Source organism: Anaerolineales bacterium, from assembly GCA_015075725.1.
Taxonomy (GTDB): domain Bacteria; phylum Chloroflexota; class Anaerolineae; order Anaerolineales; family Villigracilaceae; genus Villigracilis.
This window is the reverse complement of sequence record JABTTV010000001.1, coordinates 2,766,359-2,792,038: the sequence shown is the minus strand read 5'-3', so window position 1 is coordinate 2,792,038 and position 25,680 is coordinate 2,766,359. Positions and strand designations below refer to the sequence as shown.

Annotated in this window: 21 protein-coding genes; 17 read left to right on the top strand and 4 right to left on the bottom strand. The window is 53.6% G+C overall.

The annotated features are described in order from the left end of the window. Positions 1–41: 41 nt before the first annotated feature. From HS100_13415 to HS100_13355, 13 genes are all read left to right on the top strand, one after another. Positions 42–530: a cyclic nucleotide-binding domain-containing protein gene (locus HS100_13415; protein ID MBE7434910.1), complete on the top strand. Its 489-nt coding sequence runs from the start codon at positions 42–44 to the stop codon at positions 528–530. Positions 531–810: 280 nt separating this feature from the next. Continuing rightward, entirely contained in the window at positions 811–2,130 is a 1,320-nt protein-coding gene (locus HS100_13410) for a branched-chain amino acid ABC transporter substrate-binding protein (protein MBE7434909.1), read from the top strand. A gap of 129 nt (positions 2,131–2,259) precedes the next feature. Next, complete coding sequence (locus HS100_13405) at positions 2,260–3,276, top strand: branched-chain amino acid ABC transporter permease (GenBank protein ID MBE7434908.1); 1,017 nt, start codon at positions 2,260–2,262, stop codon at positions 3,274–3,276. 11 nt (positions 3,277–3,287) lie between these two features. Continuing rightward, entirely contained in the window at positions 3,288–5,012 is a 1,725-nt protein-coding gene (locus tag HS100_13400) for a branched-chain amino acid ABC transporter permease (protein ID MBE7434907.1), read from the top strand. 10 nt (positions 5,013–5,022) lie between these two features. Next, positions 5,023–5,841: an ABC transporter ATP-binding protein gene (locus HS100_13395; protein ID MBE7434906.1), complete on the top strand. Its 819-nt coding sequence runs from the start codon at positions 5,023–5,025 to the stop codon at positions 5,839–5,841. 4 nt (positions 5,842–5,845) lie between these two features. Beyond that, positions 5,846–6,559 carry an ABC transporter ATP-binding protein gene (locus HS100_13390; GenBank protein ID MBE7434905.1) on the top strand — a complete coding sequence of 238 codons (714 nt, stop codon included), beginning with the start codon at positions 5,846–5,848 and terminating at the stop codon, positions 6,557–6,559. Positions 6,560–6,681: 122 nt separating this feature from the next. After that, positions 6,682–7,671 carry an ornithine cyclodeaminase family protein gene (locus tag HS100_13385; GenBank protein ID MBE7434904.1) on the top strand — a complete coding sequence of 330 codons (990 nt, stop codon included), beginning with the start codon at positions 6,682–6,684 and terminating at the stop codon, positions 7,669–7,671. A 1-nt stretch (position 7,672) separates the two neighbouring features. Further along, positions 7,673–8,827: an FAD-binding oxidoreductase gene (locus HS100_13380; protein ID MBE7434903.1), complete on the top strand. Its 1,155-nt coding sequence runs from the start codon at positions 7,673–7,675 to the stop codon at positions 8,825–8,827. A 68-nt stretch (positions 8,828–8,895) separates the two neighbouring features. Next, the gene (locus tag HS100_13375) at positions 8,896–10,023 is read left to right on the top strand and encodes a CinA family nicotinamide mononucleotide deamidase-related protein (GenBank protein MBE7434902.1); all 1,128 of its coding nucleotides are present in this window, start codon (positions 8,896–8,898) and stop codon (positions 10,021–10,023) included. Continuing rightward, a complete protein-coding gene (locus HS100_13370; protein MBE7434901.1) occupies positions 10,023–11,012 on the top strand; it encodes a hypothetical protein in 990 nt (329 codons plus the stop codon). The genes HS100_13375 and HS100_13370 overlap by 1 nt, the downstream gene beginning before the upstream one ends. An 84-nt stretch (positions 11,013–11,096) precedes the next feature. Then, complete coding sequence (locus tag HS100_13365) at positions 11,097–13,073, top strand: amidohydrolase family protein (protein ID MBE7434900.1); 1,977 nt, start codon at positions 11,097–11,099, stop codon at positions 13,071–13,073. A 77-nt stretch (positions 13,074–13,150) separates the two neighbouring features. Continuing rightward, entirely contained in the window at positions 13,151–14,173 is a 1,023-nt protein-coding gene (locus HS100_13360; protein ID MBE7434899.1) for a hypothetical protein, read from the top strand. 75 nt (positions 14,174–14,248) lie between these two features. Beyond that, positions 14,249–15,352 carry a hypothetical protein gene (locus HS100_13355; protein MBE7434898.1) on the top strand — a complete coding sequence of 368 codons (1,104 nt, stop codon included), beginning with the start codon at positions 14,249–14,251 and terminating at the stop codon, positions 15,350–15,352. Here the strand turns inward: HS100_13355 and mltG are convergent, their stop codons facing one another. From mltG to HS100_13335, 4 genes are read right to left on the bottom strand one after another with little or no spacing between them, the layout of a single operon-like run. Continuing rightward, entirely contained in the window at positions 15,353–16,480 is a 1,128-nt protein-coding gene (mltG, locus tag HS100_13350) for an endolytic transglycosylase MltG (protein ID MBE7434897.1), read from the bottom strand. Positions 16,481–16,527: 47 nt separating this feature from the next. Beyond that, entirely contained in the window at positions 16,528–16,944 is a 417-nt protein-coding gene (gene ruvX / locus HS100_13345) for a Holliday junction resolvase RuvX (GenBank protein MBE7434896.1), read from the bottom strand. Between the two features lie 42 nt (positions 16,945–16,986). After that, positions 16,987–18,471: a baseplate J/gp47 family protein gene (locus tag HS100_13340; protein MBE7434895.1), complete on the bottom strand. Its 1,485-nt coding sequence runs from the start codon at positions 18,469–18,471 to the stop codon at positions 16,987–16,989. Positions 18,472–18,480: 9 nt separating this feature from the next. Continuing rightward, complete coding sequence (locus tag HS100_13335; protein MBE7434894.1) at positions 18,481–19,626, bottom strand: cysteine desulfurase; 1,146 nt, start codon at positions 19,624–19,626, stop codon at positions 18,481–18,483. A 71-nt stretch (positions 19,627–19,697) separates the two neighbouring features. Here HS100_13335 and HS100_13330 point away from each other — a divergent pair, with 71 nt between their 5' ends. From HS100_13330 to HS100_13315, 4 genes are all read left to right on the top strand, one after another. Then, a complete protein-coding gene (locus HS100_13330; GenBank protein MBE7434893.1) occupies positions 19,698–21,329 on the top strand; it encodes a hypothetical protein in 1,632 nt (543 codons plus the stop codon). A gap of 44 nt (positions 21,330–21,373) precedes the next feature. Next, positions 21,374–22,405 carry a helix-hairpin-helix domain-containing protein gene (locus HS100_13325; protein MBE7434892.1) on the top strand — a complete coding sequence of 344 codons (1,032 nt, stop codon included), beginning with the start codon at positions 21,374–21,376 and terminating at the stop codon, positions 22,403–22,405. A 63-nt stretch (positions 22,406–22,468) separates the two neighbouring features. Beyond that, positions 22,469–24,139 (top strand): hypothetical protein, encoded by a 1,671-nt coding sequence (locus HS100_13320; protein ID MBE7434891.1) that lies wholly within the window; start codon positions 22,469–22,471, stop codon positions 24,137–24,139. A 57-nt stretch (positions 24,140–24,196) separates the two neighbouring features. Further along, positions 24,197–25,627, top strand: a complete 1,431-nt coding sequence (locus HS100_13315; GenBank protein MBE7434890.1) for a phosphoglucomutase/phosphomannomutase family protein — start codon at positions 24,197–24,199, stop codon at positions 25,625–25,627. Positions 25,628–25,680: the final 53 nt, after the last annotated feature.

Genomic DNA, 25,680 nt, shown 5'->3' with positions numbered 1-25,680 from the left:
TTCATCCTCGGTTATGCTAAACTCCTGAAAGGTTCTTCGTCATGAGCAATCTTGTCAACTTTCTGAAACAAAGCGATATTTTCTATCAATTCACGCCGACGCAATTGGAACTGGTCGCCAATCTTTGCCGGGAAGTGGTTTTCGACGCAAATCAGATCGTCTTTCAGGAAAACAGCGGCAGCAAGGAATTGTATGTGATCGTACAGGGAGAGGTGGATATTTTGATCAACCGCGGCACGACAGGATCGCTCGTGAAAAACGACACGGTAGTTGCTCGTTTGAGAAGAGGGCAATCCTTCGGCGAAGTGGCGTTGGTCGATGAAGGCTTGCGGTCCGCAACGGCGCGCGCGGCACAAAAAGACACCCGGCTCCTGGTCATCCCGCGCGACAAGATCGTCATGCTCTGCGAGACGTATCCCCAGCTCGGTTACCGCCTGATGTACAACCTTGCCGCCGACCTCGCAATGAAAATCCGCAACACGGATTTGCGCGTCCGCGAACAGCTCCTCTACAAGCCCGCAGAGAAATAGAATCCAGATAAGCGTGCTCTAATTTTTCGGCTGGTATGGACAATAACGCTTGACCGAAGGTCAAATTCGCCTTATCATTGGACATTCGCGAATATCAGGGTATTCATCTTAGTTTTAGCAAGCAAGCCATAAAGATCCAATAGCCAGGGTTTTTAGGCTTTCTTTGTATATCCATACCGTGAAAGGAGGTGACGCCGACTCACCCACGTCTGGTCTGCCTGTTCGTTGTCCCCCGCATTTGCGGGAATCAAATTTCGATAAATTTTGGAGGAGTAAGAAAATGAACAAGCGTTTACTCGCTTTGCTGTCCCTGCTGGTGATCGCCAGCATGGCGCTCGCCGCATGCGGTGCCCCCGCTGCGACCGAAGCTGCGATGACTGAAGAAGCCATGACCGAAGCGGCTCCCGCCACTGAGGCCGCGGCTGCTTTTGAATGCACTGATGAATTCCGTTGCGTGGACATCGCCCCCGGCGAGCCTATTCACATCGCCTATTGGGGTGTTCTTTCCGGTGCTGACAGCTCTCTCGGTGAAGACTCCAAGCGCGGCGTTGAAATCGCCATTGACGACAAAGGCGGCACGCTCCTGGGTCACGAGATCCTGCTTACCACTGAAGATGGCGGCTGCACCCCTGAAGGTGGCGCTACCGCGGCAGCCAAACTGGCTTCCGATACCTCGCTCGTCGGCTTGATCGGTTCGAGTTGTTCCGATGAGACCGTCGGCGGTATCGCGGCCATCACCAATGCTGGCTTGACCACCATCTCCCCGTCGAACACCCGCCCGGCTCTCAGCAATCCCGATCGCGGCCCGGACTACGATGGTTATCTGCGCACTGCCCACAGCGATGCCTTCCAGGGCAAGGCTGTTGCCGAGTTCGCGTATAACTACTTAAAGGTCACCAAGGCCGCCACCATCCATGATGGTTCCGCTTATGCTCAGGCACTTCAGCAGGTTTTCGCGGATGAGTTTGTCAAACTCGGTGGAACGATCGTAGCCCAGGAAGCCGTTGCCAAGGATGCCACGGATATGAAGCCCGTGCTTACCACCATTGCCGCTGCCGGCCCTGAGTTCATCTACTACCCGGTCTTTGTGGCAGTTGGCGGTTACGTCACTGCCCAGGTGCGCGATGTTGCCGGCCTCGAGACCGTCTACCTCGCCGGCTCCGATGGTATCTTCACTGCCGACCTGCTCAAGGGTGGCGGCCCGAATACCGTGGGCATGTACCTCTCCAGCCCGGACTTCAGCGCCTTCACCGGTGACTATGCCGGCTTCATCGAGAAGCACACTGCCAAATATGGCGGCTCCACACTCTCCACCTTCCATGCGCATGCCTACGATGCAGCTAACATTCTCTTTGCGGCGCTTGAGCAGGTTGCTGTCGTGGACGCCGATGGAACAGTCCATGTTCCTCTGAAGGCACTGCGTGACGCCATCTACGCCACCAAGGATTTCCAGGGCGTTACCGGTAATCTGTCCTGCTCTGCCTCCGGTGACTGCGGCGCTCCTGTGATCGCAGTTTATGAGATCGTAAACTCCGATCCCGCCTCATGGAACCCCGCCTCTGCGGATGCACCGAATCCCAAGAAAGTCTGGCCTGAGTAGTCCAGGCAAGAGGCTAACCTAATCAAGGGGGGCAGGCATAGCCTGCCCCCCTTCTGTAATTTGTTGAGGAGACAGCCCATGCGAACGAGCCTAAGCGAACGCTTTTTGGACCTGGCCGTCAGTGTTTTTATGTGGGGGTTTCGTATTCTGATCGTCTCTGTAATCCTATTTGGCACAATTTCCACAATCTTGGCCGGGAAATATACGAGTGAGCAGTGGATAGATTTCGTTGTCCAAGGCATATCCCAAGGAAGCCTTTACGCACTGATCGCGCTGGGCTACACCATGGTCTATGGCATTCTGCGGATGATCAATTTCGCGCATGGCGATATCTTCATGACCGGCGCATTTGGAGCATATTTTATTGCAACATGGTTGAATAATATCGGATTCATAGATGGTAATCCATTGCTTGGCTTTTTGATCCCAATTCTGTTCGCGATGCTGGTTTCAACCAGCATTGCAATGCTGGTTGAGCGCATCGCATACCGCCCCCTGAGGGGAGCGCCGCGGTTGGTGCCTCTCATCAGCGCGATCGGCGCCTCCTTCTTTTTGGAATATGCCTTCCGGGGCTTTTTTGGTCCCGGCGTATATGCATATCCCCCAATCAAGGCGCTTGATGGGGATTGGGTAATTTTCGGAGTTGGGATCCAAAAAGTTCAGATCGTGGTTGCCGTTGCCGCCGCCGCAATGATGGCAATCTTATACTCCATTGTTATGTTCACCAAAACCGGCAAAGCCATGCGCGCAGTCTCGGAAAACAAGGATACCGCGGCTCTTATGGGGATTGATGTGAATCGCATCATCGTATCCACTTTTGCCATTGGCGCGGCCATGGCTGGCGCAGCTGGGGTTCTAAACTCCCTGATGTTCCGTCAGGTAAATTTTTTCATCGGTTTTGTTCCCGGTATCAAGGCATTTACTGCAGCCGTATTGGGCGGTATTGGAAACATCCCCGGAGCCATGGTGGGCGGATTGGTGCTGGGTATCTTCGAATCTGTTGGTCCCTCACTCTTTCTCGAAGGACTTGGGATCCCCCGTCCGTACCAACTGAAAGACGCCATCGCCTACACCATGCTCGTCATGATCCTGTTATTCCGTCCCTCTGGCATTTTGGGTGAACGCTTGTCCAGCAAGAAAGCATAAAGGTGAATGCCATGAAAAAAGAAAATTTCATCTGGAGCGCAATTAAAACCGGTCTGCTTGGCGGCGCGGTGGCACTTTTCATCTGTTTGATTGGAATGGTGGAAGTCTTTAGCAAGCGTGATGTAGTTGAAGGTGTCATTACGCTCGGACAATTCGTTCTGCTTGCCACAAGCATCATCGCAGGTCTATTTGCATCTAAGGAGACCTCGAGCCTTGTGGAACGGAACAAGGCGTTTTCCAGTATGGTAGCGGGAGCGATCGCCGGCGTGGTAACTGGAGGCGTGATCGCCTTGTTTGTTATCCTAGGTGATAAAGTTAATATCCGTGCCGTCTTCCTGAACGCATCTCCCACTCTATACCAACTCCTAACCTTTGAGCTGGGGGTGGGATATTCATGGATTCTGCCAGCCATCGGGGCTCTTGCAGGACTACTTGGTGCAGTTTATGTCTTCCTGCCGTCGAACGTCAGCCATCCTATCAATCGAGGCCTGCTTGTTATTGTTTTCATGGCGCTGTTCTCGGGCCTGTTCCGAGTCGTATTGATCAACCAGGGCCCTGAAATGGAAAAGGCTGCCAAATACCTCTTTGGACAAACCGGACTGACAAAAGCAGGCGCTTTGATTTTCTTCCTTGGGGTGATACTGCTTACCCTCCTCTGGACCTACCAGGGCGGGAATGTACGACAAGGCATCACCCGCCTTCCAAAAGGCGGCCGCCTTTCGTTGCAGGTGATAGCTTTTGCCCTGATCGGTTTCATTGCGCTTGCGCTGCCTCAAGTCTCCGGCCCATTCATTGCACAGGTGATTGTGATCGTGGCGTTATTCATCCTGATGGGTCTCGGATTGAACATCACTCTCGGCTTTGCAGGCCTGCTCGACCTCGGCTTCGTGGCCTTCTACGCTATCGGAGCATACACTGTTGGCTTACTCACATCCTACGGTCCCTTCGGTATTCAACATATCTCCTTCTGGGTTGCCATACCAATTGCGGTTTTGGTTGCCATGGCGGCAGGATTTACACTTGGCTTGCCCGTTCTCGGTGTACGAGGTGACTATCTTGCTATCGCCACTCTTGGATTCGGTGAGATTGTCCGCTTGCTGGCTGGGTCCGATTTTCTTTCGCCCTATTTCGGAGGCCCGCAAGGCATCATCGGCATTCAAAAACCATGCCTTGGATTTCTCGAGCCGTTTGTGAAAATCGATGTGCCACGTGTCTGCAATGGCATCGAATTGGGAAAACCGCAGGATATCTATTATCTTGCCGTTGTGGCGGCGTTGCTGATCGCCTTTGTTGCGTGGCGTCTGCGCGAATCTCGCCTGGGACGAGCCTGGATGGCCATCCGCGAGGATGAAGATGTGGCTGAAGCACTTGGAATAAATTTAATCCAAACCAAATTGCTTGCCTACATGCTCGGCGCTGCAATGGCAGGACTCGGAGGCGCGATCTTTGCCGCCTTGATTGGTTCCATTTTCGCAACCAGTATGCAACTTTTGGTATCCATAAATGTAGTCGCCCTCATCATTGTTGGCGGCATGGGTAGTATCCCGGGGGTCATCGTGGGCGCCATTGCGCTGATTGGTTTGCCAGAACTCCTGCGAGAAATTTCAGAATTCCGCTACCTGCTTTATGGCGTGGCATTGATCGTGATGATGCTTGCCAAACCCGAAGGCCTTTGGCCTTCCCAGGCTGCACGCCGCGAACTGCATCATGAGGATGCAGTACAGATTGAGCGATAGGGAGAATTTTATGACACCCATTCTCACTGCAACGAAAGTGACCAAACGCTTCGGCGGCCTAACCGCTGTGAACGCGGTGGACTTTGAGATCCCCGAAAAAGGCATTGTCAGCATTATCGGTCCCAATGGCGCGGGAAAGACAACTTTCTTCAACTGCATCACCGGTTTTGGAAAAGCAGATGAAGGTACGATCAACTTCGAGGGCACCCCTATCCAGAAACTCCGCCCCGACCAGATCGCTCGTCTTGGCATCTCGCGTACATACCAAAACATCCGCCTGTTCGCCGACATGACCGCATTGGAAAATATCCTGGTCGGCCAGCACATGTTTTTGCACGCGCCATGGATGGGAGCCGTTCTTGGCACGCCCCGCGTTCGCAAAGAGGAAAAGACCGCACTTGCCCAAGCCCAACACCTTCTGAACTTTGTGGACCTCAAAGGCAAAGGGGACATGCTGGCGCGCAATCTGCCTTACGGTGCCCAGCGCAGGCTTGAGATCGCTCGTGCCCTTGCCACAAAACCCAAACTTCTCCTGCTCGACGAACCGTCCGCAGGTATGAACCCGCGCGAAAGCGAGGACCTGACTGCTTTCATTCGCCGCCTGCGGGACGAGCTGGGAATCACCATTCTGCTCATCGAACACCACATGCGTGTGGTCATGGGCATTTCCGAGAATATAACCGTACTAGATTACGGTGAAAAGATTGCTGAGGGCACCCCCGCTGAGATTCAGAGCAATCCGCGTGTGATCGAAGCCTACCTCGGCCGTGGCGCCGCCACCGAAGGCATGGCCAGTGCGCACGAGCGTCATTCCAGAAAGGCAGGGTAATAGAATGCCCATGCTGACACTTGACAACGTCAACACTTATTATGGCAACATCCATGCCCTCAAGGGAATCACACTCTCCATCGAAAAAGGAGAGATCGTCACCCTGATCGGTGGCAATGGTGCTGGAAAAACCACCACCCTGAGGACTATTTCAGGTCTTCTCAAGCCGCGCGAAGGGACCGTCCGCCTTAACGGCGAAGATCTCTCGAAATACAAGGCGCATGAAATTGTGTACAAGGGTATTTCCATGGTGCCCGAAGGGCGCGGCGTGTTTGCCCGTCTCACCGTGAACGAAAACTTGGAAATGGGCGCCTACAGCCTCAAGGATCCCCAGGGAATCAGCCGCAACATGGAGAGGGTGTTCACACTCTTCCCGCGTCTGAAAGAGCGTCATACCCAGGTGGCTGGCACACTTTCCGGTGGTGAACAACAAATGCTCGCCACAGGACGCGCGCTCATGGCAAGCCCCAGCATCCTGCTCATGGACGAACCTTCGATGGGACTCGCACCAGTGCTGGTGGAACTGATCTTCGATACCATTCAGCAGATCAACAAGGAAGGCGTCACGATCCTGCTCGTCGAGCAGAACGCTCTCATGGCGCTCTCCATCGCTCACCGCGGCTATGTTTTACAAACAGGCGAGATCGTCATCAGCGACTCCGCCGAAAATCTCAAAAATAACCCAACCGTCCAAAAGGCGTACCTTGGAATGGAATAACAGTCCCGACCCAATGAAAGAAGGCGCAGAGGAGAATCCCCCTGCGCCTTTTGATTCGTCCCCTTCTCCATTAAAATCAAGATGTGGGGTCGGATCGCCGCTTCACAAAAATTGGAGGCATCATGCTCGTATTGAACGCCGATGAAGTTCGTAAAGCCCTACCAATGCGGGAGACCATCGAAGCGATGAAGAAGGCCTACGCCTCGCTCTCAGGCGGGCAGGCGGAGGCGCCCCTTCGGACGCGCTTATCGATCCCGAACCAGAACGCGCTCTCAATCTTCATGCCCGCCTATGTCCACACCGACGAAGAGGATGCGCTTGCCATCAAGATCGTTTCCATCTTTCCCGACAACCCAGCGCGCGGACTGCCTTACATCGAGGCGGCAGTGGTCGCATTCGAAGCTGATACGGGGAAAGTTTCCGCGCTGCTCGACGGGGGTTCGCTTACCGCCATCCGCACAGGCGCAGGGAGCGGCGCAGCAATAGACCTGCTCGCGCGTAAAGACAGTCATACAGTCGCCATCTTCGGCGCAGGGGCGCAGGGGCGCACGCAACTTGAAGCCGCCTGTTCTGTCCGCAAGATCGAAAAGGCATGGGTCTACGATTCGGACGCAAAACGCACTGAAACCTTTGTCGCTGAAATGGCAGGACACGGGGCGATTCCTGCCGACCTAAAACCTGCTTCATCCTCCCGCGAGGCGGTGAAATCCGCTGACATCATTTGCACAGCCACAACATCAAACACGCCGGTTTTTGCCGATGCCGACATCAAGCCCGGGGCGCATATCTCGGCTATCGGCTCCTACACACCGGATATGGTCGAAATTCCTCCCGAAACCATTCAACGCGCCGGGGTTTTCGTGGATTCGCGCTCAGCGGTCCTGGCTGAAGCTGGAGATTTGATCCAACCGATGAAAAGCGGATTGATCACGGAGGCTCACGTCCGCGCTGAGTTGGGTGAGATCATCCTTGGCAGGAAACCGGGCAGAAGCTCAGAGATGGAGATCACCTATTTCAAATCCGTCGGTGTTGCGGTGCAGGATGCAATGGCGGCGCAGCTGGCGTTGAAGAATGCAAAAGCGATGAGACTGGGAAGGGAGATCGAGTTATAAAATGGATATTCCAAAGACAGCAGACATCCTCATTATAGGCGGCGGTGTAATGGGGGCCAGCGCCGCATACCATCTCGCAAAACGCGGGGTGAAAGACATTCTCCTCCTGGAAAAAGAAAGTCATTTCGGCACCGGTGCAACGGGAAGATGCGCGGGCGGGGTGCGTTATCAATTTTCCACTGAGATCAACGTCACTTTGTCCATACATAGCCTGCCGATGATCGAAAATTTCAAAGAGGAAATCGGACAGGACCCCGGCTATCACAAGTACGGATATTTGCTGGTGGCGACGAATGAAATTGAAGTAAAAGAGTTCAGGCGTAATGTTGCCATGCAGAATCGACTGGGCGTGCAAACGGAATTGCTGAGCGGAGATGAGGTCCGCAGGCGGCTGCCACTCATGCGGTTCGACGACGCGTTGGCTGGCACATTTCATTGGAAAGACGGCACGGCGGACCCGAACAGCATCGTGATGGGATATATCAACGCCTCGCAGAAGATGGGCGTCAGGGCGCTTACGGGCGTGGAAGTGATTGGAGTCACTGTCAGCGGCGGAGAGGTTCGCAGCGTTAAAACAAATCTGGGTGAGATCGAGGCGCGAGTCGTGTTGAACGCGGCGGGACCGTGGTCAGGTCTGATCGCTGCGATGGCGGGGATCAACGTTCCGCTCATCCCCCTGCGCAGGCAAATGTTCACAACGAATCCATTGAAAGAAGTGCCGGAGAATTTTCCGTTCGTCATTGACTTTGCCAAGTCATTGTATTTTCATCGCGAAGGCGAGGGTTTGCTGGTCGGCATGAGCAACCCCGACGAAAAGCCTGGATATGACCAAAGCGTGGACGAGAATTTCGAACTGGTCAACCTTGAAGCCGCCATCGGACGAATGCCGCTTTTGGAAAAGGCAAGCCGCGCATCTCATTGGGCAGGTCTTTACGAAATGACGCCGGATGCGCATCCCATTTATGGCGCGACGGATGTAAAGGGTTTTTTTCTATGCACCGGATTCTCAGGTCACGGCTTCATGCACGGACCGATCTCCGGGAAGCTGTTGAGCGAATATATCCTGGATGGAAAATATTCAAGCGTGGATGTATCGATGCTCGACCTGAAGCGCTTCGAAGAGGGACGTTTGATAAAAGAGTACAATGTGGTTTAAATTATGACACTGTAGGTCACGCTTGCAGCATGGCGTCACGGTAGTAACGTGACCTACAAAAGAAACCTATGACCTCTGCAGAAATCATCACCATCGGAACGGAAATATTGCTCGGCGAGATCGTGGATACGAATACCCGCTACATCGCCCGCACGCTGCGCAGCCTGGGCGTGGATTTGTATCGCACCATCACCATTGGGGATAATGTCGACCGGATTGCCAGCGCAATCAGCCATTCGATGGAACGCGCAAATATCGTCATTACCACCGGCGGGCTGGGTCCCACCGTGGATGACCCCACGCGAGAAGCCGTCGCCAAAGCCATCGGGGTGGAGACGGAATTTCGCGAAGACCTTTGGCAGCAAGTCGTCGAAACCATCGGTCGTTATGGGCGCAAACCCTCTGAGAATCAAAAACGTCAGGCGTATGTTCCCAAAGGTGCAATTGGTTTAAGAAATCCGGTTGGGACGGCTCCGTGTTTCATCGTAGAGACTGAAAAGAATGCTGTGATCTCATTGCCCGGCGTGCCCGCTGAAATGGAACACATTCTGCACGAATCGGTCATTCCTTATTTGCAAAAACGCTTCGGGCTCGACGCGATCATCAAGGTCCGCGTGCTGCATTGCGCAGGTCTGGGTGAAGGCATGATCGATGAAAGAATCGCAGACCTTGAAACGCTGAGCAATCCCACAGTCGGCCTTGCGGCGCATACGGGTGTGGTGGATATCCGCGTTGCGGCAAAAGCCAAAAGTGAGTCCGAGGCGAATGAAATGATCGCCAAAGTTGAAGCGGATATCCGCACGCGCCTCGGCTCCGTTATCTTTGGCGCAGACGAAGACCGGCTCCATGAAGTGGTCCTCGACATGGTCACGCGGCGCGGATTGACCCTGACCGCCGTTGAAAGCGGACTCGATGGTATGCTGGCGCGAAAGATTCCGCATTCCGCTTCCATCCCGAACTTGAGCCTGGAATCGTTGACCGAAGCTTTGCGCTCCGCCCGGGCCGAAAGGAAAGCGGATATTGCGCTTGGCGTCACCGTCCATATGGACGAGCGCGCTGCCGAGATGGCGATGATCACATCTAAAGGAGAAAAGACCCATCGCATCACCTATGGCGGTCCGCCAAGGAGCCTTCCGCGCTGGAGCATGAATCTCGCTTTGAATTGGTTAAGGACATCTCTTGAGGAATTGAACTGATGGCAAAGCCCAAGCCGCGTAAAAAGAATGACGCCCCATGGGTCATCCTTGCATGGGGATTGAATCTCTTTGGCTTGGCAGCCATTGCGCTTGTTTTGGTCGCCTATTGGGCTCTCCAGCCCGCCCATGCCGCCTCGCAGGAATCACGCACAGGTTTCACTGCCACAATGCCGCCAACGTTCACACCTGTGCCTTTATCGCTCGACCTGCCGACCATCACGCCAAATCCGCATTCGACGTTGATCGTCGTCCAATCGCCCACGCCATTCATCCTGCAAAACGCGGCACAGGGGCGTGCCAGCATTGCAACCATCGGTTATTCCGTTTCGGGCAGGCCGATCGAAGTGTACATGTTCGGGCACGGTGAACGGGAAAAGATGATCGTCGCCGGAATTCACGGAGGCTATGAATGGAACACCATCGCGCTGGCAGACGAGTTGATCCAGCACATCTTCGACAACCCGGAGATCATCCCCGACGATGTGACCCTATACATCCTGAGAAATTTGAATCCCGACGGCGACGCGCGCGATCACGGCATCGACGGGCGGGTCAACGACCATGGCGTGGATTTGAACCGCAACTTCCCCGCCAATTGGAAAAAGACCTGGGACCGGACTGGCTGCTGGACACTCACTCCAACAACCAGCGGGACGGGTCCCGGTTCGGAGCCGGAAACACGGGCTGTGATGTACTTCCTGCAATCGCACGATGTCGAGACGATCATCAGCTATCACAGTGCGGCGCTGGGTGTTTTCCCTGGCGGTGAACCCTGGGAGGCGGACTCGAAGAAATTCTCGAAAGCATTATCCAAAGCCACGGGATATCCCTACCCGCCCATTGACACAGGCTGCGTCTACACCGGCACCCTCGCCGATTACGCCGTCTCGCTCGGCATCACCGCGGCAGATATGGAACTTTCCACACACAAGTACACCGACTTTGAAGAAAATCTCAAGGCTCTGGAAGTGCTTTTGAATTGGAGATAGACACTTTATTGTGTCATGCTGAGCGAAGCATCACAACGCAGACGAGGAGACCCTTCGCTCGGGGTGACATCTTTTGGAGAACAAATGACTCAAACTGTTGACACTTTATTCACCAATGCCGTCGTGCTGACGATGGATGAATTCCTGACTCAATATGACCCCGGCGCAGTGGCGGTCAGGGGCGATTCCATCGTCGCAGTTGGACCCGAAGCCGATTTGAAAAAAGAATATTCAGCGAAAGAAGTGATCGACTGCGGCGGGAAAATCCTTATGCCCGGCCTGGTCAACGCGCATACCCATGTGCCCATGACCCTCATCCGCGGTCTCGCCGACGACCTGCGTCTCGACGTCTGGCTGATGGGGTACATGCTTCCCGTCGAACGTCAATTCGTTTCACCGGAATTCGTGCGCCTCGGCACGCTCATTGCCTGCGCCGAACAAATCCGCAGCGGGGTGACCACGTTCAACGACATGTATTTCTTCGAGGACGACATTGCCCAAGCCACCGCCGATGCGGGCATGCGCGCGGTGTGCGGCGAATCGATCATGAAATACCCCGCGCCTGATGCGCCATCATACGACGACTCGCTCGCCTATGCCCGCGAATTCATCAGAAAATGGAAAGGCCATCCGCTCATCGTCCCCGCCATCGCGCCTCACGCTCCCTACTCGACCACTCCCGAGATCATCCGCGCCTGTGTCGACCTTGCCACAGAGTTCGATGTTCCCCTGCATATCCACATTTCCGAAACTGCATTCGAAGTGGAAAACATGCGCAAGGAACAGGGCATGCCGGTCATTCCGTACGTAAAGAAACTCGGCTTATTCGAAGCCAAAGTCATCGCCGCTCACTGTGTCCACATCGACACGGGCGAGATCCGCACGCTACAGCATGCCAATGCGGGAGTCTCGCACAATCCATCATCGAACCTGAAACTCGCTTCGGGTTTTGCCCCGGTCGCCAAAATGCTGGCAGACGGACTCAACGTGGGCATCGGCACCGACGGACCCGCATCCAATAACGACCTCGATATGTTCGAGGAAGTGCGCCTCGCCTCGTTCGTCGCCAAGGCTGCCTCCAACGACCCGACCGTTCTCCCCGCCGCGGCCACACTGACGATGGCGACCCGCCTCGGCGCACAGGCACTTCATCTCGGCGAAATCACCGGCTCTTTGGAGATCGGCAAACGCGCGGACATGATCGTTGTGGATACGGGTCCCCTCCACAACACGCCGCGCTTCAAACGCGATCCACAGAACGCCTATGCCCAATTGGTCTATGCGGCCAAATCGACCGATGTGACCGACGTGATGGTCAATGGAAAATGGCTGATGCGGGACCGTCAACTGCTTACGATCAACGAAAAGGAATTGATCGCCCAGGCTCGCGAACTTGCCGTCAAGATCGACGCCTTCCTGACGGAGCGCGAGCAATCGGTGCTTTCGAAGCTCATCGCTTTGGGCGGCTCGATGGAGGAGGAATCGTTCGAGGTGCAGGTCAAGGTCAAGGTCGAAGAGCCCAGCCTCATCGTCCAAAACTTGATGCGCGATGAGATCGAAATCACGGCGCACAAACATTACCGTCAGTTCGATGAATACTTCATTTTCGACGATCCCAACCAGGGACGCCTGCGTTTTCGCGAGGATAACCTCATAAACGAGAAGGGCGAGATCGTCAACACCCGGTCGCGCCTAACACTGCTCGGTGTAAAACGCGAGGACGAAATTGGGCACGACGTCCTGCTCTCACGGAGCCGCTTCCTTGCGCCCGCCATGCAGTCGCTGAGGTTCTACCGCGAATATTTCAAGCCAAAAACGGAAATCTCGGTGGAAAAGGACCGCCTGCGATGGCACATCAAATACAAGAACACGGAATTCTTCATCAATCTCGACGAGGTAAAACAACCCGCGATGGGGACCTTCCTGGAAGTGAAGAGCCGAACCTGGAGTCGTAAGGATGCCGATCTGAAAGCCGAACTGGTGAATGAACTGCTCGACATCCTTGGCGCCGGGAAGGCTGAAACCGTGACGCAGGATTACATCGAGATTTTGACCGCATGAGAAGCGACGGTCATTCCTGCCTCTCCTGCGCTTGTACTCGAAATGAAGGCAGGGTTTTTGTCGTATATTCCTGACTCATGGAAAATTTCAGAAATCCTTTCGCTGTCTTTTGCGCTATTCTGTTCGGAATAACTGCAGTGGCGGCGATCCTCCTCTTCAATTTCGACCGCCGTGCCTTCACAGCCGAGACATATCAACGCGCTTTTGCCCGCGAAGATTTCTATGACAAACTCCCGAACATGATGGCGCAAGCCATTGCCTCTCCCGGCACGGATAACAGCAGCCTGCCGCTTGTGATGCAGGGAATGGGTGTTGAAGCATGGGAGAACTTCATCCGCGCTTTGCTTCCGCCCGAAGCGTTGAAAACGATGGGCGATGACGCGCTGGCTTCCACGTTCGCTTATCTCAACCTGCAGGCGGACTCAGCCAGCGTCAGCCTCACTCCGGTTAAGTCTGCCATGTCGAGCGAAACCGGAACCCAGGCAGTGATAGCGCTCATTAGAACACTCCCCGCCTGCACTGTCGAACAGATCGCGCAGATCACCGTTAACCTTTTTTCCAGCGGGGAAATTCAACTTTGCAGCCCGCCAGATGAACTCATGCCGCTCATCACCCCGATCGTTCAGGGACAGCTCCAATTCGCCGCATCGATCATCCCGGATGAATTGACGCTCGTCACCGCACCGCCTCAAAACGACCCGAGACAGAGACTGCTAGTCATCCGCTTTTTGATGCGCCTCAGCCCGATCCTGCCCATCGCATTTCTTCTTGCTCTGACGATTGTCATCGTCCGCTCGCCCAAGGATTGGTTGATTTGGTGGGGAATTCCAATCCTTGCCGCCGGTTTCATCGCGTTCATCATGGGAGTTCTCGGCGCGCCGATCGCTAGTGCGATTCTCGAACGTATCCTGGCGAATCGTCTCCCGAATTATCTTCCCGCATTCCTATCCGGCTTCACCGGCGATCTTTCGTCGGCAATGGTTCGGGCATTGCTCCTGCCGGTGATTTGGCAGGGTCTGTTATTGCTCGTCATTGGCACAGGAATGACATTTGCGGCTTATTCCATAAACAGAAAAGAAAAAAACCATTCGTTGTCCTAATTGCCATTGGATGCGATGGTTGATCGACGCAACTTTCCGCCCTCCATTCTTGTATAACCTGGAAAGGAGTCACGAATGAGGCGTCTTGGTATATTTCTCTCGATCCTATTATCCGCATCTCTGGCTTGCGGCGGAACACCCGCTCCCCTGCCGCTGGATAACTCCATCTTCGACTCAAGCAGGACAGCCTACGGGTTCTTCCCCGTGGCGCCTGAAGCAACCACCGACAGTATCCTGCAGCTTTACAAAGACCTGAGCCTTCATGCCGATTTTGTCCTTCTGCAACAGAACACAGCCTGGGAGGATTTCGCCAGTAATGTAGACGGCGAATCGCAAACCCGAACCGATATCACAAATCAGACCGTTCTTGCGCGTCAGAACAACCTCGCAACCATCTTCGTTCTCGATGCGTTGAACGGTCTGAACCGCCGTGAGTTTATCGGACTGCCCGCAGGTTGGGATGCCGCCTTTTCAAATCCCAACGTTCGAACCGCTTATAAAAATTATGCGCTTTGGGTCGTGCGCTCGTTCCATCCCCGTTATCTCGGCCTCGCCTCCGAGATCAACACCTACATGGACGCTCATCCCGAAGATACGCCGAACTTCATCAGCCTCTACAACGAAATCTACGCCCTGGTCAAAGCCGAAGCGCCCGAAACGCAAGTCTTCGTCACCTTTCAATGGGATGACCTCAATAACATGTTCCCCCAGCCCGAGGAGGGTAATCGACAACGCCTCTCTCCCAACTGGGAGCAGATCGAAGCTTTCGAGCCGAACCTGGATGTTTGGGCGATCTCGACCTACCCTTACTTTGTTTTCCCATCCGCCGCGGACATTCCCTCCGATTACTACTCCCCGCTTCTCTCCCGGACCTCGAAACCGATCGCCGTCGCCGAAGGCGGATTCTCCTCTCAAGCCGTCGAGTTCGCGCAAGGCACGCCTGAAGGTCAGGTCACTTACTTGAATGCAATCCACGATCAACTCGGCTCACGTCTTGTCTTTTGGGTAAACCTCACCCTGAACGACTTCAATATGGATTCTTACGCCGAGTTCGCCCGGTCGAAGGGACAGGACCCAAATGACATCGCCTCCCTTGAATATTTTTCCCATGTTGGTTTTATTAATCCCGACCGTTCCCCAAAACCCGCACTGGCGGTATGGGATGGATTTCGTAAATAGCTACTGGCACCCGTTCGCCACCTGCTCTTCGAACGTTTCGGCATAGACGTGATACCCCGACCCGTCACATGCGGCGCGGAAATAAAAATAGGGTGATTGTTGTGGAAATGCCACCGCGGTCAAGGCTTCGATTCCGGGGTTGGAGATGGGCGTGGGAGGCAAGCCCGGATTAAGATAGGTGTTATACGGGGAGACAATTTCCAAATCCGCCAACGCGAGCGGACTTTTCCACCATGAGATTTTATCGGCTTGATACCCGATGGCGTATTGAACCGTCGGATCGGCATCCAGTTTCATCCCGATGGCGATACGGTTGAGATAGACAGAGGCAATCAACGGCGCTTCTTCGATTTTCACTGCCTCACGCTCGACGATGGAGGCGAGGGTCACTGCCTGATAGATGCTTAAATTTTGGGAGGCGAATCCGTTTTTAAGGTCGGCTGTAAGCTTCGCCGCGAAATTTCGCCCGATGGCTTCGAGCAATTGATCGATCGTAGTTTCGCGCGGGAGCGTGTACGAATCCGGGAAGAAAAATCCTTCCATGGTGACTGGCTCCGCGAACGCGAGAACTTGAGGAGGATCGTTTGCAGCGGAAAGAAATTCTTCGGGAGGGATGGTCAAGCCGGAGGTCGGGAGCGAAGCGGCGATCTCCTCCATCCGCCAGCCGGGCAGGATCGTCAACACCGCGTCGGAGGGATTGAATTTTTGAAGCGATCGGGCAATGTCGATGATGGATTGCGCCGGGCTGAGTTCGAAATCGCCGGATTGAATCGTGAGATCGATGCCGGTATAGATGGCATAATCGAAAAAGGCGCCTGCGCTGGAAATGAAACCACCGCTTTCTAGCCGACTGGCAATGGATGCGACCGTTTCACCGGAGTCTACGCGAAAGGGCTGCGTAACTCCGTTCATATCGAGCGGGGTCGTTAGCTCGCCGCCATAAGAAAGCAGGCGGGTCGAATATTCGATCCGATCTGAAATGGAAAGATGCCTTGCCGGTGGACCATACAACAAGGAAGCGCGTGCGGGAATGTAATAAACGAACCCAAAGATGCACGCGAAGAAGGCAAACACCAGTACACCAAGGATGAAATGAAGTTGGTAACGTTTGAAGAATCGGGAAGACATTGGTTTAGGAGGTGTCAGGTTGAAAGCCACATGTGTCAGGTTGCAAGCTATGAATTGCGTTTCGATTCAAGATAGGATTGCAGGATCACCACTGCCGCATATTCATCCTGATGCCCGGCGCGTTTTTTGCGCGAAACCCCGAGCTCGATGCGCGCGGCACGGGCGATCTGCGTGCTGTGGGATTCGTCCCACAGCACGACGGGAATATTCGTCTGGCTGCGGAGTTCATCGGCAAAGCGGCCTGCCCTGCGTCCAGCGGGATTTGGATTCCCATCCTCGTCATACGATTGCCCGACGACGATCAACCCGGCGTCATTTTGCAAAGCCATCTCCGCCACCTGCGCGGCATCGATGACGCGCGAAACGTGCCGAATAACTTTCAAGGGGCTGGCGATTGTGGCGGTTGGGTCGCTGATCGCGAGACCGATGCGCTTTTCGCCGTGATCAACTGCAAAAATTCTCATAATGGATTCGTCGAATGGTCAAGCTGTCAAGTTGTTCATTAATCATCTCACATCAATCGATATATTGAAGGGAATCAATGGCAGCCATTTCCACCATGAAGGGGTAATTTGAATCTTCGGTTCGTTTTGCAGGGAGAGGGATTCCTTGACCGCGAGCGCGGCGGCGGTTACCTCTCGCCCGCGGATGAGATCGAAAACCTGCATCAAATCCACTTCGCGCAGAGTGGGCTGCGAGGCTTGCAAGGGGAAACGGGTGATGCCCGCCGAATCAGTGAACGGGGTCTCGAGCGGCATAATCGTCATTTCGCTGTTCGGAGAAAATCCATCCGGTATGGATGCATTCACAGCAGAGGCGGCAAGAACTCTCAGGTCATCCGCAAGGATGTACTTCGCTTCAAATACCGCCTGCATCGAGAGGCTCAACTCGTTACCCGGTTCGCCCACTGGCAGGGAATACTCCTCGCGTTGGATGTCTTTGAATGCCAAAGTGTCCGCGATCAACAGATCGCCTTCGCCGAGATTTGCGCGGATTTGTTCTTCGGCGATCAAACCTAACTTATACACGGTTTGTTCCCGCAAATTGACGCGGTCTTCTTCGGTCGAGCCGATCATGTCTTCGTTCGTTCCACCGGTCGTTGGCTCCGGGTTTGTTACCTTTACCGAAAGTCCAAGCGTACCTTCGACGATCCTGATCGTATTCGCTTCGACATTCCCGCCCGCGCCTGCTTCCACCGCTTCGATCTTGATTTCAACGCTTTCATCAAGTCCCGCTGGCAATCTCGCCTCGTTCATGGTCGCAAACCGGATCAGTGTATTCGTCGCCACCACTGTCCCTGCAAGGATGATGATCTCTTCCGGACCCGAATTCGTGAACAGTGCAATCCCTGCAGCCTTGGCTTTTGGAACGGAAATTAAATTTGAAAGGACAAGCGTCTGTTCTTCAGACACGGTCATGGATATGGTCCGGGCGGGGATTTCACCGCTAAGAGAGACTGCCTCAAAATTCGGGCTTGCGTTGACCGGGATGATCAGAGATATGGTCTGCGCTTCCGGATTCAAAGTCACAACGGCTCGCGGGATGAATAGACCTGCCAGCGCCAGGACAGCCGCAACTCCCGCCGTAAAGGTGAGCACCCGTCCCAAAAGCGATGTCCGCCATGACGCCTCTCTCACATGCGCATTTTCGCGCATTGCGCGCAAGCCTTTACGAGGCGCTTGCGGGGTGCGCCGGGTTCGGGGCGGTGACTCGGGCCAGGCGTTCGATTGAGCCGCGGTTGTCGATTCAAATACCGGGATTCCCAACGACTCCGCATCCCGTTGTACATTCACCCGTTTTGTGACGAGTCCCAGCTGTGCCCCGAGCGAATCTGCGTGGCGTTGGAGGACTTTCAAGTCCAGCAGACGCAAAGTGACCTTTTCATATCTGGGCCACACCAATAGGATGCGCGGAGTTTTCGCCCACGACAATTTATCGCGGACGGAGATCAGGTCGTCATGAGATTCAAGTGTGATGATCTTGGTTTTCAATTTAGCGGGTCAGGCATTCAAATTTCTTGCTTTATCAATCAATGAAGGCAGGGTTCTTAAGAATGAATCAACTTGTTCCGGCGTTGTACCTTTGCCAAGCGTGATGCGCAGAGAGCCCAGCGCCCAATCGTCCGAGTATCCCAGGGCTTTTATGACTTCGCTTGGTTCAGGGTTTCCGGTTTTACAAGCAGAGCCGGATGAACAGGCAATGCCCGCAGAATCAAGCAACTGCAGGAGAAGATTGCCATCCACATCCTTGAAGACGAACGAAGCATGATTGGGCAATCGCTTTTCAGGGTGGCCGGTTAACTTCGAGTCGGGGACCGTCTCGAGCACAGTTCCAATAATATGGTCTCGCAAAGGTTTGACATGCGCCGTCCGCGCCTCACGCTCTTCAGCGGCAAGTTTCAATGCTTCGGCAAAACCGACAATGTAGGGCACATTATGCGTCCCGGCGCGCAGACTGAACTCCTGGTTTCCACCGGTGATATGTGGAATCAGCTTCGTCCCTTTGCGGATGTACAAGGCGCCAACGCCTTTCGGTCCGTAAAATTTATGCCCGCCGAGCGACATCAAATCGACGCCGAGTTTGCCAACATCCACATCGAGGTATGCAGCAGCCTGAACAGCGTCGGTGTGCAAAAGGATTTGATTCGTTTTTGCCGTCTCTGCCAAATCGTGGATGGGATTGACGGTACCGATCTCGTTATTGGCATACATGATAGACGCCATCGTCGTATCGTTGCAGACAGCCTTTGCCAGCGATTCGACAGTGACCATTCCAAATTGGTCGACCTCCAGCCACTCGAGTAAAAAACCGAAATCCTTAGCGAGCTGAATCCCTGTTTTACTCACGGCAGGATGCTCGGTTTTCGCAGTCAAAATCCATTTGGTCGAGTCTTTTCGCGCCATCATCGCGCCGCGCAGAGCGAGGTTATCCGCCTCGGAGCCGCCGGATGTGAAGATGATCTCCTCGGGGAGGCATCTCAAAACCGAGGCGACTTCATCCCGCGCCTGATCCACGGCCGCTTCGGCTTTTTGCCCGTAGCGATGAATCGACGACGGATTCCCGAACGATTCGCGGAAATACGGCATCATCTTCGCGAGGACGCGTTCATCAACAGGAGTGGTGGCGGCATAATCAAGATAGATCATGGAATGGATTATATAACAGACCTGACAGGTTTTTAAAAACCTGTCAGGTCTTTGAATGATAAAATTGCCTCATGCGGAACCACTGGCTGAAAATCGCGGGCGGAATTATTGGAACTGCCGTTGTGCTTTTGATGTTGTTTGCAAATCAATTGGGGCTGGATGGTTTCCCAACCTGGGGAGTGAGACGGATCGCGTTCTTATTGCTTGGAATCCTCCTGCTGGCCATTTCGCTTTTTTATCGGAAAAACAATCTCATCGGCAGGATTGTCGCTTCGCCGAACGGTCGCTTCCATCTTGCGCTGATCTTCCTCAACGGATTCATTTTCCTCGTCTACCTCTGGTTCGGGTCGGTTGGGTTATGGAAGTCTCTTCCCAACGAGACGAATTACATCGACCTTCAGGCAAATGCATTCGCAAAAGGTCAACTCGAACTGGATGTTCAACCCAACCCGGCGCTTTTGGCGTTCAAGGACGAAAGTTTATACGAGCCGGGAAACCGTGAAGGAATCCCGGTTTTATGGGACGCAACGCTCTATAACGGAAAGTACTTTCTTTATTGGGGTCCCGCGCCCGCACTGGTCATAACCCCCATCAAACTCATTTACAAAGAAGATCTCGGCGATAAACCTCTCTCGCTTGCATTTCTTACTGGAACCCTTCTCTTTCTCAACCTCGTCATCCTCGACCTTTGGCGGAGGTATTTCAATCATATCTCACATTGGGCGGTTCTCGCCGCTGTTGCGTTCGCGGGATTGATCAACCCAATGCCCTATGTGATGGTTGAGGGTCGCATCTACGAAGCCGCCATAATCGCCGCGCAATTCTTTCTCGTAGGCGGATTCTTTTTCCTCCTGCCCGCGCTCGATAAGCCGACAAATTCCCGCCTCGCGCTCGCCGGGACCTTTTTCACCCTCTCGATCGGGTCTCGCACGACAATACTACCTGCCATTGGACTACTCTCGATCATTATCCTCATTTGGGCGATTCAAACCCAACGTCACCGTCTGATCCCAATCCTGATTTCGTTCGCCGCACCGCTCGCGGCCGGAAGTGTGATGTATGGCTGGTACAACTATGCGCGATTCGATTCGTTCGCCGAATTCGGTTACCGCTACCAACTCACGAGTTACAACCTGTACGAAAATATCGGCGAGACCTTCGCCATGGAATATGTTCCTCCAAACCTCTATAAGACCATCCTCAACCCGCTCGAGAGGCGCGACACCTTCCCGCACATATTCCCCACCCGCTGGTCGGGTCCCGAGCGGCTGACGAATTATCACCCCAAAATGTACCTGACTTTCACTGAAAATATTACGGGAATCCTCATCGGCAGTCCATTTGCGCTGCTTGCCCTGCTGGCTTTTACCCAACCGCGGAAAGACCTGCGCTGGATGCTTGCCGCCATTTCATCGACATTCCTCGGCGTGTTCTTCACATTGCAAGCCTTTTTCTTCGTCGCCATGCGCTACATGCTCGACGCAGTTCCAACACTAACCCTGCTTGCTGTGATCGGGTTCTGGCATGGATTTGATGTTTTCAAATCCCGTAAAACCTACGCAACACTCACCTTTTTACTCCTTATTTACACCATCGCGCTCAGCCTGCTCATATCCTACTCCGGAAACCTGGAATTGTTCAGAATCCACAACCCCGAACTCGTCCAGCGCCTGTCATGGACTTTCGGCGGTCTCTTCAAATAAACACAGTCCGCCTTTTGTTGTACAATCACCGTAACGGAGAATCCATGTCCGACTTCCTTCACTTCCTCAATACTGCCGATCTCAACACACTGACCCAGGTATCCGGCGTGAACCGTCAACTGGCGGGGAATCTTATCGCCGCACGCCCCTTTGATTCTGCCGAAGATTGCCTCAGCGTCAAAGGCATGGGCAAAACTCTGCTCAGGAAGTTGGAACTTTTTGCCGAGGCGCAGGGCAATGGATCGGAAAACAGCGCCATGGTCCCCGTGGAGAAAGAGGCGATGCCCGCACCTGTGGAAAAGACTCCGACTGGGGAGGATTCAGCGAAAGAACAGGATTCCTTCCTCAAGCGTCTAGGGCGGGCATTCCTTTTCTTCATGAAAGCGCTGATCCGTTTGATCCTGCTGGCGATGCTTTTCGCAGCGGTCGGCGCGATGTTCTATTTTGGGCTGCCTTATATTCAAAAGACGTTCATTGCGCCGGTGGAGGAGAACACTGCACAAATCCAAAGCATGGAGGCGGAGATTGCAGGCTTGCAAGCGCAACTGGATGAAATGAACGGGCGCGTGACCCTGCTCGAGGACTCGATTGAAGCGCATTCGGCTTCGATTGAAAAATTGGAGCAAATGCAGGTATCACTCGAAGAGGAAATGAAAACGAACGACGACGCTCTCCTGCTCGAATTGAAACACGAAGCAATGTTCACTCGCGCATTGGATACGCTTGCCCGCGCAAGGCTTTATCTTGCCCAAAGCAATTTTGGTCTTGCAAAAACCGATGTGCAGACAGCGCGCGACCTGCTGGTCGAATTGGAAACCCGCACCAAAGACGAAGTCTTTGCACAAGCAATTGCGCGGCTCGACCTTGCCCTTGGGAATCTGACTGATTTCCCTGTTGTGGCTTCGGGTGATCTCGAGATCGCATGGCAAATCTTGATCTCAGGCAAGGCGCCAGCCGCAACCGCGACGTTTACCGGGACGCCAACCCCTGCGCCGGCCGGATCAGAAACGCCCTCCGCTGCACCTGAGACTTTCACACCGACACCGTTTCCACCGCCTGGTACTGGCACGCCATAAGTTGTTATTGCCTGGTCGTCAGGGATTTATGATGGCTGGTCATTTCATTTCTTCGACTTCACCATGAATCGACTTGAAAAAATTCCGATGTTGGGAATCCTCGGCGGAATCCTTTTCGTCTTGGCGGTTTTCGCTGTCCAATTGGGTTTGGATAACGATGCAGGTTGGGGAAAGAGTCGTATTCTGATGGCAATTGCAGGGGCAGCACTGATGGCGGTCAATTGGATTTTGGTCAAATTCAGTGACAGGCTATCTAAATTAAAGGAAACTTTTGCATCGCTTGAGGATACAAATCGAGCCAGACTTTACGCTGCAATCGCAATTATTTTCATCGCGGTAGTTTATTTCTGGTACGCTCTTCCTGCTTTCGAGAACCCGGAATTCAAATTCGATTATTACGGTCGAATGGCGACAGCATTCAGGCATGGACAGGTCCATCTTATCGAAGAACCGCCGCAATCCCTCCTAAGCTTGAGCGACCCGTACGATTACGCGCTCAGGTACGAAACCGGCGTGGTAAACGAGATTCCAATTGACATATCCCTGTACGAGGGTAAGTATTATCTATATTGGGGACCTGCACCGAGTCTCTTCCTGATGGTTTTCAACGATGATCAGATCTCGCAAATCAAGGATAAATACATCGGTTATCTTTTTGCCTGCGGGGTTCTTCTTTACCTGATCCTCTTCATTCTCAAACTCTGGGAAGGTTATCGTCACGACCTTTCTGTATGGTTCATTCCTGTTTTTGCCCTGATCTTCGGCTTATCGATGCCCGCGCCGTGGATGGTGAAGACTTCCGGGATCTATGAAGCGGCGATCTTTGGCGGACAATTTTTTTTGATCGGCGGGTTTTATTGGATATATGCGGCTTTACATCAGCCGGGACATTCCCGATGGAAACTGCTGCTGGGAGGCATTCATTGGGCGTTTGCCATGGGAACACGATTGACCGTCTGGCCAGCAATATTTCTAGGCGCTGTTACAACCCTGGTCTATCTCGTGAAGGATTACAGGTTGATTACCATCAGCCAGCTTATCATAAAACCAGTTTCTTTCGCCCTTCCGCTATGCATTGCGCTTCTCCTACTGGGCTGGTACAACTTTGCTCGCTTCGATTCTCTGACCGAGTTTGGTCTCCGCTATCAACTTGCCAACACTGATTACCGCAAGTTCAGCGCGCCATTTTCGACGTCCTACATCAGGGGAAATTTGCACAACTATTTCACGTATCCGGTCATGTATCAAGAAAAGTTTCCATTTATGAAACCCACCGAAAATGTGAATTCGAACGAACGGTTGGCGGGACTCCTTTTTATATCTCCCTGGATATTATTCGGCGTCATCCTCTTATCTCACCTTGCACTTGCCGCCGTGCAAAAATGGGATGCAGCGGTTCTTTCCCCAGCCGAGATCTGGTTCCTCTTTTCAGTCGGCGGATCGCTATTCGTCATGCTGACCCTCGTACTGACCTTTTATTTCCCTGCCACACGCTACATCGAGGATTTCATGCCGCTCCTCTCCTTGTTTACTTTTTTCCTCCTGGCTAGGGTTTTTGCTATGTACAAGACAAAACCTGGATGGCGGTCTTTCCCCCAACTCTTTGCGCTCGTCGGCTTCTGGTCTATTATTGCGAGTCTACTGATTTCTTTGCCAATGGAACATGTGGTAAGGGTTACAAAATTTTCCATCCATATCCGTAACTGGCTGCTCGGATTCGGGGTCGGTCAATAACCCACGTTTTCCAAATGATATAATCCCGCAAGTTCTCATTCTTTTAGGAGAAGGTTCATGACACAAAAACTGATTTTCGGCACGGATGGCTGGCGGGGTGTGATCGCGGAAGATTACACTTTCGATAATGTTCGCCGCTGCGCGCAGGGATTTGCATCCTACATGCTCTCGCAGGGTAAACAAGGACAATGGATCGTGGTCGGGCACGACAAGCGCTTTGGCAGTGAACACTTTGCCGCCGCAGTGGCGGAGGTCCTGGCAGGAAACGGATTCAATGTTTATCTTACTGATGGCGCGACCCCAACCCCGGTGATCGCCTACGCAGTTGTGGATAAAAAAGCCGCAGGGGCGGTAAATATCACAGCGAGTCACAATCCGCCCACTGATAACGGATTTAAAGTCCGCAACGAGACAGGCGGCGCAATCGACCCCGATGGTTTGAAGCAGATCGAAGGCGGAATCCCTGATGATGTCAAGGATGTGAAGCGCAAAGGATTTAAAGAAGCAGAAATAGGAGGCGAGATCGTCAAATTCGATGCGGCGACACCCTACATTGACCATCTCAACCGCGACAGGTTGATCGATCTCCAGCCAATCAAAGACGCAGGGTTGACCGTCGTCGTGGATGCCATGTGGGGCAACGGCGCGGGTTGGTTTACCCGTCTGCTTGGTGGTGGCAAGACGAAAGTCATAGAGATTCATAATGAGCGCAACCCGCTTTTCCCCGAGATGAAACGCCCCGAGCCCATCCGCCCGAATATCGACGTGGGATTGAAAGCCACCGTCGAGAACAAAGCGGATGTCCTGCTCATCACCGACGGAGACGCCGACCGCTGTGGTCTTGGCGATGAGAACGGCGAGTTCATCAATCAACTGCGCGCCTATGCGCTTCTTGCCTATTATCTGCTCGAAGTGCGCGGGGAACGCGGCGACATCGTCAAAACACTTTCGACAACGGGGATGTTGAATAAACTCGGCGAGATCTACGGCGTACCCGTTCATGAGACGGGCGTGGGGTTCAAATACGTCGCTCCAAAGATGACCGAGACCAATGCCTTGATCGGCGGTGAAGAATCCGGCGGATACGCCTTCCGTGGCAACGTTCCCGAACGCGATGGAATCCTTGCGGGATTGTTCATGCTCGACTTTATGGTCAAGACTGGTAAGAAACCCACCCAATTATTGAAAGATCTATTCGCAAAAGTCGGCGGCGAATATTTCTACGACCGGGTGGATAGTCCTTTCACGGGAGATGCCAGCGCGCGCAGGAAGATCATCATGGATAATAACCCCAAGACCCTGGGCGGCTTGAAAGTGACCGACCTCATTACAATTGACGGCTTCCAATACAAATTGGAGGATGGCGGCTGGATGCTCATCCGTTTCAGCGGCACGGAGCCGATCCTGCGCGTCTACTGCGAGACGAGACACGGTGATAAGGTGAAGGCAATCCTGGAAGACGGGTTGAAAGTGGCGGGAATAAAATAAAGCGTCAAGCGTGCAAGCGTCAGGTGTCAGGTTATTTGACATTGGCTGGCTTG